Here is a 15,745-nt window from a genome sequence, read left to right as displayed (position 1 = left end):
CAAGGCGCGCTGGTATCACCCGCGCCCGGCCGGCGAGGTGGAGGCGCTGACTGCTGCCAAGGCCGCCTTCGGCACGCCGCTGCTGCCGCGACTGCACCTCGATCGGGCCGCGGTGGTGCTCAGCCTGGACGCCGACCCGCTGGGGCCGGGGCCGGACCAGGTGGCGTATGCACGCGACTTCGCGGCCGCTCGCGGCCCGGAGCCCGGGGCCGACGGCGAGCGCTTTCTGCGCCTCTATGCCGTGGAGCCGACGCCAAGCCTGACCGGCGCCATGGCCGACCACCGCCTGGCGCTGCGCTGGCAGCAGGTGGAGGGCGTCGCGCGGCGCGTCGCCCGCCGGCTCGGACTCGACGTCGCGGCGCCCGCCGGCGACGGCGGCGTGCCGGCGGAATGGATCGCCACGCTGGTCGATGACCTGCGGCGGCACGGCGCCAACGCCCTGGTGCTGGCTGGAGAGCGTCAGCCGGAGCCGGTGCACCGGCTCGCCTGCGCAATCAACGCGCATCTGGGGGCCGTCGACACCACGGTCTCCTATCTGCCGCCCGCCGCGTTCACCGCTGAGCCCCACGCCGGCGGCCTCGATGCCCTCGCCCGGGACCTGGGCGCGGGCGACGTGGAGTTGCTGGTGATCCTGGATGCCAATCCGGTCTACGACGCCCCGGCGGACCTCGATTTCGATGACGCCATGGCGATGGCCGCGCGGAGCGTGCACCTGGGCGCCTACGTGGACGAGACCGCGGCCGTCGCCGACTGGCACGTCCCGGCGGCGCATCCGCTGGAGGCCTGGGGCGACCTGTGCGCCCCGGACGGCACCGCGACCATCGTCCAGCCGCTGATTGCGCCCCTGTACGGCGGCCGTACCGCCGGCGAGCTGCTCGACGCGGTGGTGAATGAGAACGGTCCGCGCACGCCCTATGAGCTGGTGCGCGGCCACTGGCAGCAGCAGCTCGGTGCCGACGGTTTCGAACAGGCGTGGCAGCAGTCCCTGCGCGACGGCTACTTGACGGACACGCGGCTGCCCGCGCGGCAGGTCCAGTTGGACCCGGCCTGGCAGGACGGCATCCGCGACCAAGCCCTGGAGGCCCCACAAGGCGCTGCCGCGGGCCTCGACCTGGTCTTCCGGCCGGACGCGACGGTCCGCGACGGGCGTTTCGCGAACAACGCCTGGCTGCAGGAGCTGCCGAAGCCCTTCACCAAGCTCACCTGGGACAACGCGGCGCTGATCGCACCGCAGACCGCGGCCCGGCTCGGCCTGATCGACGGCGACGTGGTCGAAATCCGCCACGGCGACCAGCGGTTGACGGCACCCGTGTGGCGGCTGCCGGGCCAGGCCCTCGACACCCTCACGCTGCCGCTCGGCTATGGGCGCCGGCAGGCGGGGCGCTTCGGCAGCGGCATCGGCTTCGATGCCAACGCGCTGCGCACCACCTGGGCGCCCTGGCTGGCTTCCGGTGCCGAGCTGCATCCCACCGGCCGCCGCGCCGAGCTGGCGACGACCCAGCACCACCAGCGCATGGAGGGCCATGATCCGTTGCGCACGGCGACGCTGGCGAGCTACCGGGAGGCCGGCGGCATGCTGGTGCAGCAGCAGCCCGCGCTGCCGAGCCTGTACGTGCCCTGGCCGCGCGGCGAGCACGCCTGGGGCATGTCCATCGATCTGAACGCCTGCATCGGCTGTGGCGTCTGCACGATCGCCTGCCAGGCGGAGAACAACATCCCGTCGGTGGGCAAGGCGCAGGTGCAGCGCGGCCGGGAGATGCACTGGATCCGCGTCGACCGCTATTTCGCCGGGCCGCCCGAGCAACCGCGCATCCTGTTCCAGCCGGTGCCCTGCATGCACTGCGAAAACGCCCCCTGCGAGATCGTCTGCCCGGTGGGGGCGACGCTGCACGACTCGGAAGGGCTCAATCTTCAGGTCTACAACCGCTGCGTCGGCACCCGCTTTTGCTCCAACAACTGCCCGTACAAGGTCCGGCGGTTCAATTTTCTGGACTACACCGGCCACTGGACCGAGGCGCAGCGCAACCCGCAGGTGACGGTGCGCATGCGCGGCGTCATGGAGAAGTGCAGCTACTGCCTCCAGCGCATCAACGCCGCCCGCATCGACGCCCAGACTAGCGGTCGGGCGCTGCGCGACGGTGACGTCGTCACCGCCTGCCAGGGCGCCTGCCCGACCCGGGCCATCGTGTTCGGCGACCTGAACCTGGAGGGCAGCGAGGTGGCGCAGGCGCAGGCGTCCGGGCGCAGCTACCAACTGCTGCAAGAGCTCGGGACGCGACCGCGCACGACCTACCGGGTGCGCCTGTCCAATCCCAACCCCAGGCTGGAGCCAGGGGCAGATGACGGCGCCGGGGAAGCGTCATGAGCGACACCGTCAGTAGCCGGACCGGCATGGCCGACCCGTCCGACACCCCCGCGGCGGCGCTGACGGACCACGTCGCGGGCGTCACGCTGGAGCGCCCGTCCAGTCCGGCCTGGATCGCCGGCACCCTCGTCGCCGCGCTCATAGCCGCCGTATTCCTGGGCGCGCTTGCGTACCTGTTCGCGGTGGGCGTCGGCATCTGGGGCATCAACATCCCGGTGGCCTGGGGCTTCGCGATCACGAACTACGTCTGGTGGATCGGCATCGCCATGGCCGGCACCTTCATTTCCGCCGCGCTGCTGTTGGCGGGGCAGGGGTGGCGCAGCAGCGTGAGCCGCTTCGCCGAGACCATGACGGTGATCGCCCTCGGCCTCGCCGGCCTGTTCCCGATCATGCACTTGGGCCGGCCCTGGTTCGCCTACTGGCTGCTGCCGTATCCGAACATCATGTCCCTGTGGCCGCAGTGGCGCAGTGCGCTGGTGTGGGACTTCGTGGCCATTGCGAGCTACGTCGGCGTGTCGCTGATGGTCTGGTACATCGGCCTGCTGCCGGACCTGGCGAGCCTGCGTGACCGTGCCCGCCGGCGGCGCGCCGCCGTCTTTTACGGCCTGCTGGCGCTCGGCTGGCGCGGCGAGGCGCACCACTGGCAGCGCCTGGAGAGTGCGACGCGGCTGCTTGCCGGCTTCGCGGTGCCGCTGGTGTTCATGGTCCACAGTATGGTGGCGCTGGACTTCTCCGAGGGGCTCCCGCCCGGCTGGCACACGACCCTGTTCCCGCCGTTTTTTGTCGCCGGCGCGCTGTTCTCGGGCTTTGCGCTGGTGCTGGTGATGGCCGTGGTGCTGCGACCCATCTATGGCCTGGGGCGTTGGATCACCGATGCCCATGTCGACCTGCTCGCCCGCACCCTGCTCGCGGCGAGCCTGGTGATGGCCTACAGCTACGGGCTGGAGATCTTCAGTGCCCACTACACGGGCAATCCCGACGAGCTCGCCATGCTGTCGGATCGCATGACGGGCTTCTACGCACCGGCCTACTGGGCGACGCTGCTGCTCAACGCCGTGCTGCCACAGCTCTTCTGGTGGCCGCGGCTGCGCACGCGGCGCGGCGTGCTGTTGCTGGTTGGGGGTGGCGTCGTGCTCGGCATGTGGATCGAGCGCTTCATGCTGGTGGTCACCAGCCTCTATCACGGCTATCTGCCGTCCGCCGACGGGCGCTTCTATCCGACCCTTTGGGACTGGGTGCACCTGCTCGGGTCGCTCGGCGTCTTCGCGCTGTTGTTCCTGCTGTTCGTGCGCCTGCTGCCGCTACTGCCGATGTTCGAGATCCGCCGGCGCATGCACGAGGAGCGGCCGTCATGAGCAGCTCCACTCCGGGCCTTTACGGCCTGATGGCGCGCTTCCCGGACGCCGACGGCCTGTTGGCCGCGGCCCGCGACTGGCCGGGCGATCGCGGTCGGCTCAGGGCATACACGCCGTTCCCGGTGCCGGGGCTGGACGAGGCGCTCGGACTGCGCCCGGACGGTCTGGGCTGGTGGGCGCTGGCCGGGGCGCTGTTCGGCGGCCTGTCCGGGCTCGGCATCCAATGGTACTCGGCGGTCATCGACTATCCCATCAATGTCGGCGGACGGCCGCCCTTCAGCCTGCCGGCCTTCCTGCCGATCACGGTCATCCTGACCCTGTTTTGGGGCGGTGCGGCGACGGTGCTCGGGTTCTTCCTGGGCAACCGGCTGCCGCGGCTGCATCACCCGGTGTTCGGTGTGCCTGGCTTCGACGATGCCAGCCGCGACGGCTTCTTTTTGCTGGTCCGCGCCGGCGGCGCTGAGCTGGACGCCGAGGGCACCCGCGCCCGCCTGGAGGCACTGGGGGCCGAGTCGGTGCAGGAGGTGGCGGCGTGATGCTGGCGCCCATTGCCGGCGCTGCCGCGCGGGGCCGGCGCCTGGCGCTGGCCATCGCTGCCGTCGTGCTCCTGCCGAGCGCGGGCTGTGAGCGGGCCATGCAGAACATGTATCAGCAAGACCGCTACAACCCCCTGGCGCCGAGCCGCCTGTTCCCCAACGGCAGCTCGTCCCGCACACCGCCCGCCGCGAGCCTGGCCCTGCGCACCGGCGGACTGGCTGAGTCCACGGGCGGGCGGCGGGGCGAACAGGTGCCGCTGCCGGAGCCCGCCGGGCCGATTTATCCCATCCTTGCGGCAGCGACTGCCAGCCAAGGCGGCGCCGGCGCCTGGATGCCCGACCTGTCCGGCGTGCCCATCGAGGTGACAGCGGCCACCTACCGGCGCGGACAGGAGCGCTTCGACATCTTCTGCGCCCCGTGCCACGGCCCGACCGGGATGGGCGACGGCATGGTGGTCCAGCGTGGCTTCCCGGCGCCGCCGAGCTATCACACCGACCGCCTGCGGGGCGCGCCGGACCGCCACTTCTACCAGGTGATCACGCAGGGCTATGGCGCCATGTATCCCTACGGCGACCGCGTGCCGCGGCAGGACCGCTGGGCCATCGTCGCCTATATCCGCGCGCTGCAACTGAGCCGGCACATGCCGGCCAAGCTGCTGGCGGCCGCAGACCGGCGGCGCCTCGGGGGCGGGCATGACTAAGCGTGGCGCAGGGGCCCGCCGGCACTGGCTCGCCGTGCTCCTGGTGCTGGGGCTGGCCGTCGTCGGGCTGGCCTTGGGCGCCGCCGCGGTGATGCTCGGCCGCTGGGTCGCCCTCCAGGCCCTGGTGCCGGCGCTGGAGTTCTGGGGCGGACTCTCGGTGGGCAGCCTTGCGCTGCTGCTGGTCCACCGCCTGACGGGTGGGCAGTGGGGTGAGGACCTGCGCCCGCCGCTGCTGGCCGCGGCCGGCGCCCTGCCCATGGTGGCGCTGCTGGCGGTGCCGCTGTTGCTCGGGCTCGATCGGCTCTATCCCTGGGCCGTCGAGGCCCGGGACGCTGCCGGCAGTGTTCCCGCGCACTGGTACCTGAACCCACCGGCGTTCACGGTGCGGACCCTGGCGATCCTGGTGCTGTGGCTGATCCTGGCCTGGTCCTTGGGCGCCTATGGCCGCGGCTCCAAGTCGCTGCCGGGCATCGGGGCTAGCGCCTTCGGTCTGCTGCTCCTGGTCCTCGGCATGACCCTGATCGCCTTCGACTGGGTCATGTCGCTGGACCCCGAGTGGTACTCGGCGATCTTCGGCCTGTTGGTGGGCGTCTCCCAGGCGCTGGCGGCGACGGCACTGGCCGTCCTGTGGCTGGGGTTGGAGCGGTGGAGGGTGGAACGCCGGCAGCCCAGCGGCAGCGGTGTCACACCGCGCCAGTCACCCGATGCGGGCAATCTGCTCCTGGCCATCCTGCTGCTCTGGGGCTACCTGGCCCTGATGCAGCTCGTGACCATCTGGATCGCCAATCTGCCGGACGAGATCCGTTGGCTCGTGCCACGGCTGCAGACCGGCTGGCGCTGGCTGGGGCTGGCCGCGGTGGTGCTGCTGCCGGGGCTGGGGCTGGCACTGCTGCTGTCGCCGCGCATAAAGACCCATCCGCGCCTGCTGGCGCTCGCCGCCGGTGTCGTGCTCGCGGCCCAGGCCTTGTATGCCCTCTGGCTGACCCTGCCGACGCTGCGGCCCGCTGGGCCGCGGCTGACGCTCCTCGATCTGGCGGTACTGCTCGGCGCGGGTGCGCTCTGGCTCGCGGCCTTCGGTCTGTATCTGGCCCTGGCCGGGCGGGCGGCCCCGGTGCGCAAGGGCCGGCTGCCGGCAACATTGCCCGACGTGCGGAACCGCCACGGTGTGCCGGCCGGTTCTGCCCCGGCTGCCCCGCCGATACCCATCGGCACCGCGGTGCGATCCGCCGCCACGGCGATTGCCGAGACCGGCAGCCATGCGCTGGCGGCCAGTGGGGAGCGGGTGGTGGCGCCCGCTGTCGCCGCGGGCGCCAGAGCCCGAGAGCAGGTGCCGGGCGGCATCGCTGCCGGCACGGTCGTCAAAACCATGGCCGGGATCGCGGCGGTGCTGATCGTCTCGGCCGTCGTCCTGCTGCCCTGGCGCCACCAGCCGGGTGCCACGGCCCATCCACCCGCGGTCGGTCCGGCATTGCTGGCGAATCCGGTCGCCAATCTCGCGGTCTACCGCAGGTCGCAGCAGGAGCAAGTCGGCGCGTGGGGCTGGGTCAGCCGCAAGGACGGCATCGCGCGGATACCGGTGGACCGGGCCATCCAGATCCTGCTTGCCCGGAAACCGCCGCCGGCGAGCACACAGGAGGCAAGACCATGATCCGAATCGCATGCTGGCTCGGGCTTTGGCTGGTCCTGGCAACGGGCGCGGCGGCCGCGCCGCAGGATCTTTTCCAGCGGGTCGGCTTCGACCAAAACCTCGGTGCTCAACTGCCGCTGGACGCCCGCTTCGAGGACAGCACCGGCGCGCCGGTGCGCCTCGGCGACCTGCTGCAAGGGCGCCCGGCGGTGCTGGTGCTCGGCTACTACGAATGCCCGAACCTGTGCGGTCTGGTCTGGCAGGGCCTGCAAGAGAGCCTCAAGACCCTCGGGCTCCGGGTCGGCAAGGACTTCGATGTGATTGCCGTCAGCATCGACCCCGGCGAGGGGCCGGAGCTGGCCGCCGGCAAGCGCGAGGCGGTGCTGAAGGCCTACGGGGCGTCGAGCACGGGCGCCGGCTGGCATTTTCTCACCGGCGACGAGGCGCAGATCCGGGCCGTGGCCGATGCCGCCGGCTTCCGCTATGTCTACGACGCGGAGATCGACCAGTACGCGCATGCCTCGGGCATTGTGGTGACGACGCCCGGCGGGGAAGTCTCCCGCTACCTGTTCGGCGTGCGCTTTCCTGACCGGGACCTGCGCCTGGCGCTGGTGGAGTCGTCCGGCGGTCGCATCGGTTCTCCGGTCGATCAACTGCTGCTGCTTTGCTACCACTACGACCCCGCCACCGGCCATTACGGCCTGCTGATCATGAACCTGCTGCGGGCGGGTGGTGCCTTGACCGTTGCGGGGCTGCTGGGCTTCGTGTTGGTGAGCCGGCGGCGCGACCGGCGTGTCGGGGCCGCCGATGATGCAGCCGGGGATACACGAGACGATGCAGGGAACGCAGCGGACGGTGGGGGGAGTCCGTGAGCCACTTCGAGCGCTTTATCGCGGAGGCGAGCAGCGCGGCTGGGCAAACCGATGCCCTGCTGCTGGCGCTGACCGTGGTCTCGGTGCTCGTCGTCGGCGGCATCAGCCTGACCATCGCCGTCTTCGCCGTGCGCTGGCACGCGGGCTCCAAGGCGCCCCGGGGACCGGTGCCGGATCGCAGCCGGGTGGCAGAGGGGCTGTGGATCGGCATCCCGCTGCTGGTCTTTCTCGGCATCTTCATCTGGGCCGCGGTGCTGTTCCATCAACTGCGCACCCCGCCACCTGGTGCGCTGGCCATCGACGTGGTCGCCAAGCAGTGGATGTGGAAGATCCAGCACCCCGATGGCCAGCGCGAGATCAATGAGCTGCACATCCCCGTCAACCGCCCCATCGAGCTGGTCATGACCTCCCAGGACGTCATTCACAGCTTCTTCGTGCCCGCTTTCCGCATCAAGCAGGACGTCCTGCCGGGGCGCTATACGACGCTGTCGTTCACGCCGATCCGCACGGGTCGGTATCAGCTCTTCTGCGCCGAGTTCTGCGGCACCAATCACTCGGAGATGCGCGGCACCGTCATCGTCATGTCGCCGTCCGCATTCAGCGACTGGCTCGCCGCCAATCCGGGGGAGGGGTCATTGGCCGACCAGGGCGCGGCGCTGTTCCGCGAATACGGCTGCAGTGGCTGCCATGGCGCGAGCTCCACCGTGCATGCCCCGAAGCTCAACGGCCTCTACGGGCACCCGGTGATGTTGGCCAATGGCACGCAGGTGACGGCGGACGCCCGCTACATCCGCGACTCCATCCTGCTGCCGGCGAGCCAGGTGGCGGCGGGCTATACGCCGATCATGCCGTCGTTCAAGGGCCAGGTCAGTGAAGAGGACATCCTGAAGCTCGTCGCCTACATCCGTTCACTTTCCGTCGCGGAGAATCAGCCATGACTACCATTGCCGCCGAAGGCGCTCCGAGCTACATCAGCGCCGGCTACACGCTGCGCTCCTGGCTGACGACGCGCGACCACAAGCGCATTGCGCTACTGTACGGGGTGTCGATCCTGTTCTTTTTTCTCGTCGCCGCCGCCGCGGCGGCGATGATCCGCCTGGAACTGCTCACCCCGGCTGGGGACCTGGTGGACGACGACACCTACAACAAGCTGTTTACGGTGCACGGCGTGGTGATGGTGTGGTTCTTCCTCATCCCGTCGATACCGTCCACGTTCGGCAATTTTCTGATTCCGCTGATGATCGGTGCCAAGGACGTCGCCTTTCCCCGCCTCAATCTGGCAAGCTGGTACATCTATACCCTGGGCGGGCTGTTTGTCGTCGTCACCCTCATCGCCGGCGGCGTCGACACGGGTTGGACCTTCTATACGCCCTACACCACGATGTTCTCCAACAGCCACGTTATCCTGGCTGTTACCGGCGTGTTCATCGTCGGCTTCTCCTCCATCTTCACCGGGCTCAACTTCATCGTCACCGTGCACCAGATGCGCGCGCCGGGCATGACCTGGTTCCGGCTGCCGCTGTTCGTCTGGGCGCACTATGCCACCAGCCTGGTGATGGTGTTGGCCACGCCAGTGCTGGCCATGACCCTGGCCTTGATTGCGATTGAGCGCCTGCTCGGTGTCGGCATTTTCGACCCCGCCCTCGGCGGCGATCCGCTGCTGTTCCAGCACTTGTTCTGGTTCTATTCCCATCCGGCCGTGTACATCATGATCCTGCCCGCGATGGGGGTGGTCAGCGAGGTCATCACCTGCTTCTCCCGCAAGCCGGTGTTCGGTTACCAATTCATGGTCTATTCGCTGCTCGCCATCGCTGCGGTGGGCTTCATGGTGTGGGGGCATCACATGTTCGTCAGCGGGCAGTCCATGTATGCGGGCATGGTCTTCTCGCTGCTGAGCTTCCTGGTGGCGATCCCGTCCGCCATCAAGGTGTTCAACTGGACTGCGACCCTCTACAAGGGCTCGGTGCGATTCGATGCACCCATGCTGTACGCGCTCGGCTTCATTGGCCTGTTTATGATGGGCGGTATCACCGGCATCTGGCTCGCCGCGCTGGCGGCCGATGTGCATCTCACGGATACGTACTTCGTCGTCGCCCATTTCCACTACATCATGGTGGGCGGGGCGGTGATGGCCTTCTTCTCGGCGCTGCATTTCTGGTGGCCCAAGGTCACCGGTCGGCTGTATCCGGATGGCTGGGCGCGCGCCGGTGCCATCGTGATGTTCGTCGGCTTCAACCTGACCTTCTTTCCGCAGTACATCGCGGGCTACCTCGGTATGCCGCGCCGCTACCACGTCTATCCGCCGGAGTTCCAGGTACTGAACGTGCTGTCTTCGGGGGGCGCTGTCGTGCTCGGGGTGGGCTACCTGCTGCCGCTGCTGTACCTGTGGTGGTCCCTGCGGCGGGGGCGGCTCGCCGGCGCCAACCCCTGGGGCGCGACCGGCCTCGAGTGGCAGACGCCGTCGCCGCCGCCGACCTACAACTTTGCGTCGGCACCACGGGTGGAGGGGCCGCCGTACGCGTATCAGGCGGGAGGCACCGATGGCCGCTGAAGGCACCTCCGCGATGGCCGCGAGCCACTTCGCGGATGCGGAGCAGCGGGAGACCGCCGCGACCTTCGGCATGTGGATCTTCCTGGCCACGGAGGTGCTGTTCTTCGGCGTGCTCTTCGCCGGCTATACGGTGAGTCGGGTTCAGCATGCGGAGGCATTCATCCTGGCGGGCCGCCACACCGATGTGCTGCTCGGCTCCATCAACACCGCCGTGCTGCTGACCTCGAGCCTGACCATGGCGCTCGCGGTGCGCGCAGGCTCCGTGGGCTGGCGTCGCAGTTGTGCGGCTTGGCTGGTCCTGACCGCGGTCCTCGGCGTCGCCTTCCTGGCCATCAAGGGCTACGAATGGCACGAGGACTGGCTGCAGGGGCTGGTGCCGGGCCTGCGGTTCGCCTACAGCGGTCCGGACGCTCCAGGAGTCGAGTTGTTCTTCTTCCTGTATTTCGTCATGACGGGCCTGCACGCCCTGCACCTCACGATCGGCATCCTGGTGATCGCGGTCATGGCACTACTGGCCGCCCGCGGTCGCTTCTCCGCGGCGTACCACACGCCAATCGTGCTGACGGGCCTCTACTGGCACTTCATCGACGTCGTCTGGATCTTCCTCTACCCGCTGTTCTACCTGGTTTCGCGATCATGAACGAGCTGCAGCAAGCGGACGCGGTCCCGGCAAAAGCCCCGCCGACGGGACGCTACTGGCTGATGTGGCTGGTGCTGCTGGCGCTCCAGTTGGTGAATCTGGGCAGCTCCTATCTGCCTCTCGGCGCGTTCAACGTCGTCGTCAACGTCGGCATCTCCATCGTCAAGGCGCTGCTCGTGATGGCGGTCTTCATGCACCTGTCGAGCGCTTCGCCGGTGATGCGCCTTGCGGCTGGTGTGGGATTCTTCTTCCTGGCCGTGCTGATCGGGCTGTCACTGGGTGACTACATGACGCGGCCCTGATTCTAGCGACCCGGCGACACCGTTCTCTCCCCCGAGCACAGCTTCACCCATAGCGGCAGGCCAACGCGGGCGTCGGATCCTGCCGCCCGAGGAACCACCCGCCTAGGAAGGCCGTGCCGAGTCGCGCCCGGCCAGGGATCTCGTTGCCCTACCCGCGCCCGAGATCGAGCGCAGCACTGCCTCGTGGCTCAGGTTTCCCTGTTGGCGTGAATCCTATATCCTGTACAAGCAGTATCAGGCGAAGCCTGCCGGCGAACCATTGTCTCCGTGCTTATTCATTGATGCCGGGACTGAAGTGCATTCTTTGCAGCGGGCCTTGCCTGAGGCCCGCTGGCTGCCACAGGAATGAGATGTGAGAAAATATGACATCACCCAACCGCTGATTGTAATACATGTGCCAAAGGCGGCGGGCATCAGTTCGCGGAAGTTCTTTGAAGCCTGGTATCGTGACAGACTGCTGATGCACTATTTCGACGAAGCAAAGGGGAAAATGCCTGTAAAGTACGATCTGCACGGGATGCATTCCGCCGACAACCCTGTTGTTGCACATGGGCACTTCAACAGGCTAAGACAGTTTGGCGTAGACGACTACTATCCGGAGGTGAAGCAATTTGTCACGATACTTCGCGATCCGTATGAGTTGACCATTTCGTCCTACTTCTATGTCAGAAAGTCGGGTAGCGATTGGAAAGACCAGACCCGCATACCGAAAGAGGATATAGAACGGCACTTGATTGCGACAAAGCCTAATATGCTAAACCACTTCCCGAGGGAAGTGACCAGCGACAATTATCGGGAAATCATTGAGAAGTATTTCGTTGAGATCGGTATCACGGAACATCTTCGGACGTCCATGCGGTGGATTGCACACAAGCTTGGCATGCCATATGACGACGCCTTGTTGGGGCACCATAACGCGACAGATCGTAACCAAGAGGTTCCCGTCTACCTCAGAGATCTATTTATTGAGAAGAACCGCCTTGAATTCGATGTGTACAATTATGCACTTAAGAAGTTTCTCGAACAGGGGGCGCCGCCGGCTGACAACGCGACCTAGCCAGATTGATGCCGCCTGGGCCGCGTCTCTAGAGGCTCGCGCAAGAGCCTAGTCCCCGGCGAGCGGTGGCGCGAGTGCGTGTCGATCATTATAGAAATTGCAGGGGTTGAAAGCGCCCTCCGAGTACGTCCTGACTTTCCATGCCCCACCACTTTTCTAGGACGGTCGCATAGATACGGCGAAAATCGAGGGTGAAGCGCGCATTGCCGTTGTTGTCCAGGTTCGCCAAGTTTGGCGCGGCCCCGTGGAGCCCACCCTTGACCCGTCCGCCGATCGCGAAATGAACGGCCGCTGTGCCGTGGTCGGTTCCCGCATTGGCGTTCTCCTTGGGGCGGCGTCCGAATTCGGAGTAGGTGAGCACGAGTGTGTCGTGCCAGGCGCCCAGTTCCTTCAGCCCGGCGCGTAGGCTCATTAGCCCCTCGCTCAGGGTCTTCAGCAACCGCGCTTGCGTGGCAACCTGACGGATATGTGTATCGAATCCGTTCAAGGAAAGGTGTACGACGGCGAGTCCGACGCGGTCCCGACTCGCGATCACGTCGCAGGCGGTGCGAACCGCGCGGCCAAATGGGTCGGGATTGAAAGACGCCTTGAACTGCGGCGCCGCCTTCATCCGGGCCGCGGATGCGCGAATCGTCCTCTCCAGTTGGAGCAGGTGACGCAAGGATGCCTGGGCGGGAACGACGGAGGGCGGGGTGCCCAGCAACTGCGCTTGCCGCCGAAACTGCCCAAGATCGGCCATGGTAATGACGCGTGCATCGCCGCCGTGCAGACAGTGGGTCTCATCGGTGCCGACGACGATTGCGTCGAGGGTGCCTCGGGTGGGCTTCGAATCAGATCCGAATGCCCGGTCCAGCCAGCCGGTCGTCAAGGTTTGGTTGCTGCGGGAAGCCGTTTCCCAGATGTCCATGGACCGGAAGTGGGATAGATTGGGCTCGGGGTAACCGACGCCCCTGAGAACGGCGAGCTCGCGTGCGTTCCAGGCGGCGAGCAGGGGTTCGAGCTGCGGATGCAGGCCTTCTTTCTCGGTGAGCTTCAGGGCCTGGTCCGGTGCAATGCCCAGGGTTGGACGGAGCTTGTAATAGTGCGGATCGGCAAAGGGCACCACGGTGTTCAGCCCATCGTTGCCGCCCTTGAGTGCAATCAGGATCAGCAATCGGTGGCCGCCAGTGTCGGTGCTGCTGGCGGGTTGGGGCCACGCCGGCAGTGCGGTCGCGATGGTCGCGGCTCCCAGAGACTGGATGAAGGCTCGGCGTTTCATCCCAGTTGCTCCTCCTGGTCGTCGCTATTTCAATTGAAAGACAGGATCCAGCAGCAGCCCCTGGACGTACTGGATCGGCGGCAGGGTGGTGGCCGGCCGACGCAGGGGCGGCAGCGGCAGCAGGAGTCGCTCGGCCTGTGCGTGCCAATCCGCGTTGGCACCGAACTGTTTGACCCAGGGCTGAATCTCAAAATCCAATGGCTGCTCATCGAGCGGGACCGGCTTCTGGCCCGGTTGCTTCGTGCGCGTCGTGGCTGGCCGTGGGCGCCGTGCCGCAGACCACTGCCGAGCGACCACCCGGCGCAGCAGCACGGTGCGGCCGTCGAGCCAGTCCTCTCCGCCGGGCCAGCCCTTCACGTTGGGTGGGTTCAACAGGTTCTGTCCCAGTTGGGACGATAGCGCGAGCACGGTGTTATCCGAGAGCGGGTTGATGGAGAGTTGGCGCTCCATTCCCAGGAGGAATTCCACAGGCGACTTGATGAGCGCGCCACGGTTCGCTGGCGTCCAGAACGCCGGTGACTCCAGGAGCATCCGCAGTAGCGGCTTGATCTCATAATGATTCTGCCGAAACGCTCGGGCGAGGCGCTCGACCTCGGCGGCGTCCGGTTGCGGCGAGACGAATTCACGCCAGAACTTGCGGACAACGTGGCGCGCCGTCTCGGGGCGTTGGAGTAGCAGATCGAGCACCTGATCGCCGTCGAAAGTACCCCGGTGACCCAGCAGTGTCTTGACGCCACTGTCGTGCCATAACGAGCGAAAGCACAGGCTGCCGTTCTGCCAGTCGATACTCCAGCCGGTGAAGGATCGCGCTGCTGCCTTGACATCGGCCTCCGTGTAGTGACCCTCACCCAAGGTGAAGAGCTCCATGACCTCGCGAGCGAAGTTCTCGTTTGGCCGTGCCTTTCGATTCACGGCGCCGTCCAGATACCGAAGCATTGCCGGATCTTTGGCGATCTCGTGCAACAAGGCGTCGAAGCGTCCGAGGGCGTGATAGCGCAGCAGGACATTCTGCCGGTACATCAAGATGGGCAAGCTGACCTTGTTCAGCGCGGACGTGAAATGGCCATGCCAAAAGAGGGTCATTCGCTCGGTCAGGGGCGAGGGAGTCGCGCGCATTTCCGCAAACCACCACGCTACCAGTTGCAGCGATTGCTCGCGCCGCTCCTGGTTGATTCGTTGCCGCGCCTCTTCGCTCAGCGTCCGCATCGCGACCGGTGGCGGATAGACGCCCACCCAATCCGGCGGCGGGGTGACCGCTGTCGTGCCGGACTCATCGAGCAGGCGCTCAACGCCCTCGGTACGACTCAGCGCCGCATAGCGCCGAATCTCGGCCCAGGTCGGACCAAATCCAGTTCTGCTCAGCAGGTGCCGGGCGTCATCGATACCCATGCCCGCGGCAAGAACCGCGCCGCCATGTCCGAGCAGCCAGAGGACGACGACGATCGCGATGAACCCCTGACGATGAGCCTGCCGTTTGGACATGAATAGGACCGGCCGATGACATCCATTCGCGCTTAAGGGGATCTCGAAAAATGCCTTCCATGGCATTTTTCGAGCCGCGAAGCGAAAACGTCGCTTCCGCTTGGTGCCATTTCTCAAGCGCTTGAGCGCTTGAGCGCTTGAGAAATGGCGGGGCATCCTGCCCGACACGGGCAGCTCGAATTTTCCGAGGCACCCTTCAGTCGCGCGATCATGCTCGGCATCCTAACCATGCCGCGCCGAGTCGTCATGGTGATAAATACGGTCTAATCCCTGGGGGCTACCACCAGCTCCCGCATGGCACTACATACGTCGACGACAGGGCACGTCTCAAGACGGGGGCGCCGCACGGTCTGGCGTTGCTTCGTTGTTTGTACACCTGAAGTCGAGCCCGAACGGTTGGCTGTTGGGCTTGGATCAGGCGATCGACGCCTTACAACTTCAGGATGTCGTGATGACTTCCTGTTTCCCGTCATGATTTTGCCCGCTTGGCGGCGAAGAACTCTCGCAGCAGTGCGCCGGCAACCTGGGCAAAGACGCCACCGGTGCATTCGGTGCGGTGGTTGAAGCGGCTGTCCGAGGGCAGCAGGTCGAACACGCTGCCGCAGGCGCCACCCTTTGGGTCGGCGGCGCCGTAGATGACCCGCGCAATGCGGGCATGCACGATGGCCCCGGCGCACATGGCGCAGGGCTCCAGCGTGACGTAGAGCTCGGCGCCGGGGAGGCGATAGTTGCCGGCGCGTTGTGCCGCGGCGCGCAGGGCCTGGATCTCGGCGTGGGCGGTTGGATCTTGCGCGGCGATGGGGCGGTTCCAGCCTTCGCCCAGCACGTCGCCGTCGCGCACCACGATGGCGCCCACCGGCACCTCGCCTTCGCCAGCGGCGCGCTCGGCGAGGGCGAGCGCATGGCGCATCCAGCGCAAATCTTGCTCCGCGCTGGGAGTCATTGCGCGCCGCGTGTCGATCGCAACGTCGCCCGCCGATGTGGGAGCGCCGTCTTCGG

Annotated in this window: 14 protein-coding genes; 11 read left to right on the top strand and 3 right to left on the bottom strand. The window is 67.0% G+C overall.

Annotation, left to right across the window (positions count from 1 at the left end):
* The 11 genes from LJE69_RS05555 to LJE69_RS05505 form a co-directional block, all read left to right on the top strand.
* Nucleotides 1–2,365 (top strand): 4Fe-4S dicluster domain-containing protein (locus LJE69_RS05555; protein WP_296922373.1); only part of this gene is annotated, 2,365 nt, incomplete at its 5' end.
* Complete coding sequence (gene nrfD / locus LJE69_RS05550; protein WP_296922371.1) at nucleotides 2,362–3,720, top strand: NrfD/PsrC family molybdoenzyme membrane anchor subunit; 1,359 nt, start codon at nucleotides 2,362–2,364, stop codon at nucleotides 3,718–3,720. The genes LJE69_RS05555 and nrfD, both read left to right, overlap by 4 nt.
* Complete coding sequence (locus tag LJE69_RS05545) at nucleotides 3,717–4,256, top strand: DUF3341 domain-containing protein (RefSeq protein WP_296922368.1); 540 nt, start codon at nucleotides 3,717–3,719, stop codon at nucleotides 4,254–4,256. The genes nrfD and LJE69_RS05545 overlap by 4 nt, the downstream gene beginning before the upstream one ends.
* Nucleotides 4,256–4,957 carry a cytochrome c gene (locus LJE69_RS05540; protein ID WP_296922365.1) on the top strand — a complete coding sequence of 234 codons (702 nt, stop codon included), beginning with the start codon at nucleotides 4,256–4,258 and terminating at the stop codon, nucleotides 4,955–4,957. The genes LJE69_RS05545 and LJE69_RS05540 overlap by 1 nt, the downstream gene beginning before the upstream one ends.
* Complete coding sequence (locus LJE69_RS05535) at nucleotides 4,950–6,605, top strand: hypothetical protein (RefSeq protein WP_296922361.1); 1,656 nt, start codon at nucleotides 4,950–4,952, stop codon at nucleotides 6,603–6,605. Before LJE69_RS05540 ends, LJE69_RS05535 begins: the two co-directional genes overlap by 8 nt.
* Nucleotides 6,602–7,456, top strand: coding sequence for an SCO family protein (locus LJE69_RS05530; RefSeq protein WP_296922358.1), 855 nt, complete (start codon nucleotides 6,602–6,604; stop codon nucleotides 7,454–7,456). The genes LJE69_RS05535 and LJE69_RS05530 overlap by 4 nt, the downstream gene beginning before the upstream one ends.
* A complete protein-coding gene (gene coxB, locus LJE69_RS05525) occupies nucleotides 7,453–8,394 on the top strand; it encodes a cytochrome c oxidase subunit II (RefSeq protein WP_296922355.1) in 942 nt (313 codons plus the stop codon). The genes LJE69_RS05530 and coxB overlap by 4 nt, the downstream gene beginning before the upstream one ends.
* Nucleotides 8,391–10,007 (top strand): cytochrome c oxidase subunit I, encoded by a 1,617-nt coding sequence (ctaD, locus tag LJE69_RS05520; protein ID WP_296922352.1) that lies wholly within the window; start codon nucleotides 8,391–8,393, stop codon nucleotides 10,005–10,007. Before coxB ends, ctaD begins: the two co-directional genes overlap by 4 nt.
* On the top strand, nucleotides 9,997–10,647 hold the full coding sequence (locus LJE69_RS05515) for a cytochrome c oxidase subunit 3 family protein (RefSeq protein ID WP_296922350.1): 651 nt from the start codon (nucleotides 9,997–9,999) through the stop codon (nucleotides 10,645–10,647). The genes ctaD and LJE69_RS05515 overlap by 11 nt, the downstream gene beginning before the upstream one ends.
* On the top strand, nucleotides 10,644–10,949 hold the full coding sequence (locus LJE69_RS05510; RefSeq protein WP_296922347.1) for a cytochrome C oxidase subunit IV family protein: 306 nt from the start codon (nucleotides 10,644–10,646) through the stop codon (nucleotides 10,947–10,949). Before LJE69_RS05515 ends, LJE69_RS05510 begins: the two co-directional genes overlap by 4 nt.
* A gap of 352 nt (nucleotides 10,950–11,301) precedes the next feature.
* The gene (locus LJE69_RS05505) at nucleotides 11,302–12,006 is read left to right on the top strand and encodes a hypothetical protein (protein WP_296922345.1); all 705 of its coding nucleotides are present in this window, start codon (nucleotides 11,302–11,304) and stop codon (nucleotides 12,004–12,006) included.
* 88 nt (nucleotides 12,007–12,094) lie between these two features.
* Here the strand turns inward: LJE69_RS05505 and LJE69_RS05500 are convergent, their stop codons facing one another.
* From LJE69_RS05500 to tadA, 3 genes are all read right to left on the bottom strand, one after another.
* Entirely contained in the window at nucleotides 12,095–13,264 is a 1,170-nt protein-coding gene (locus tag LJE69_RS05500) for a DUF1501 domain-containing protein (RefSeq protein WP_296922342.1), read from the bottom strand.
* A gap of 24 nt (nucleotides 13,265–13,288) precedes the next feature.
* Entirely contained in the window at nucleotides 13,289–14,746 is a 1,458-nt protein-coding gene (locus LJE69_RS05495) for a DUF1800 domain-containing protein (RefSeq protein WP_296922339.1), read from the bottom strand.
* 469 nt (nucleotides 14,747–15,215) lie between these two features.
* A complete protein-coding gene (tadA, locus tag LJE69_RS05490) occupies nucleotides 15,216–15,689 on the bottom strand; it encodes a tRNA adenosine(34) deaminase TadA (RefSeq protein ID WP_296922338.1) in 474 nt (157 codons plus the stop codon).
* Between the last annotated feature and the right edge of the window lie 56 nt (nucleotides 15,690–15,745).

Source organism: Thiohalocapsa sp., from assembly GCF_022340605.1.
Classification (GTDB): Bacteria; Pseudomonadota; Gammaproteobacteria; order Chromatiales; family Chromatiaceae; genus Thiohalocapsa.
This window is presented reverse-complemented; position numbering and strand designations above follow the sequence as displayed.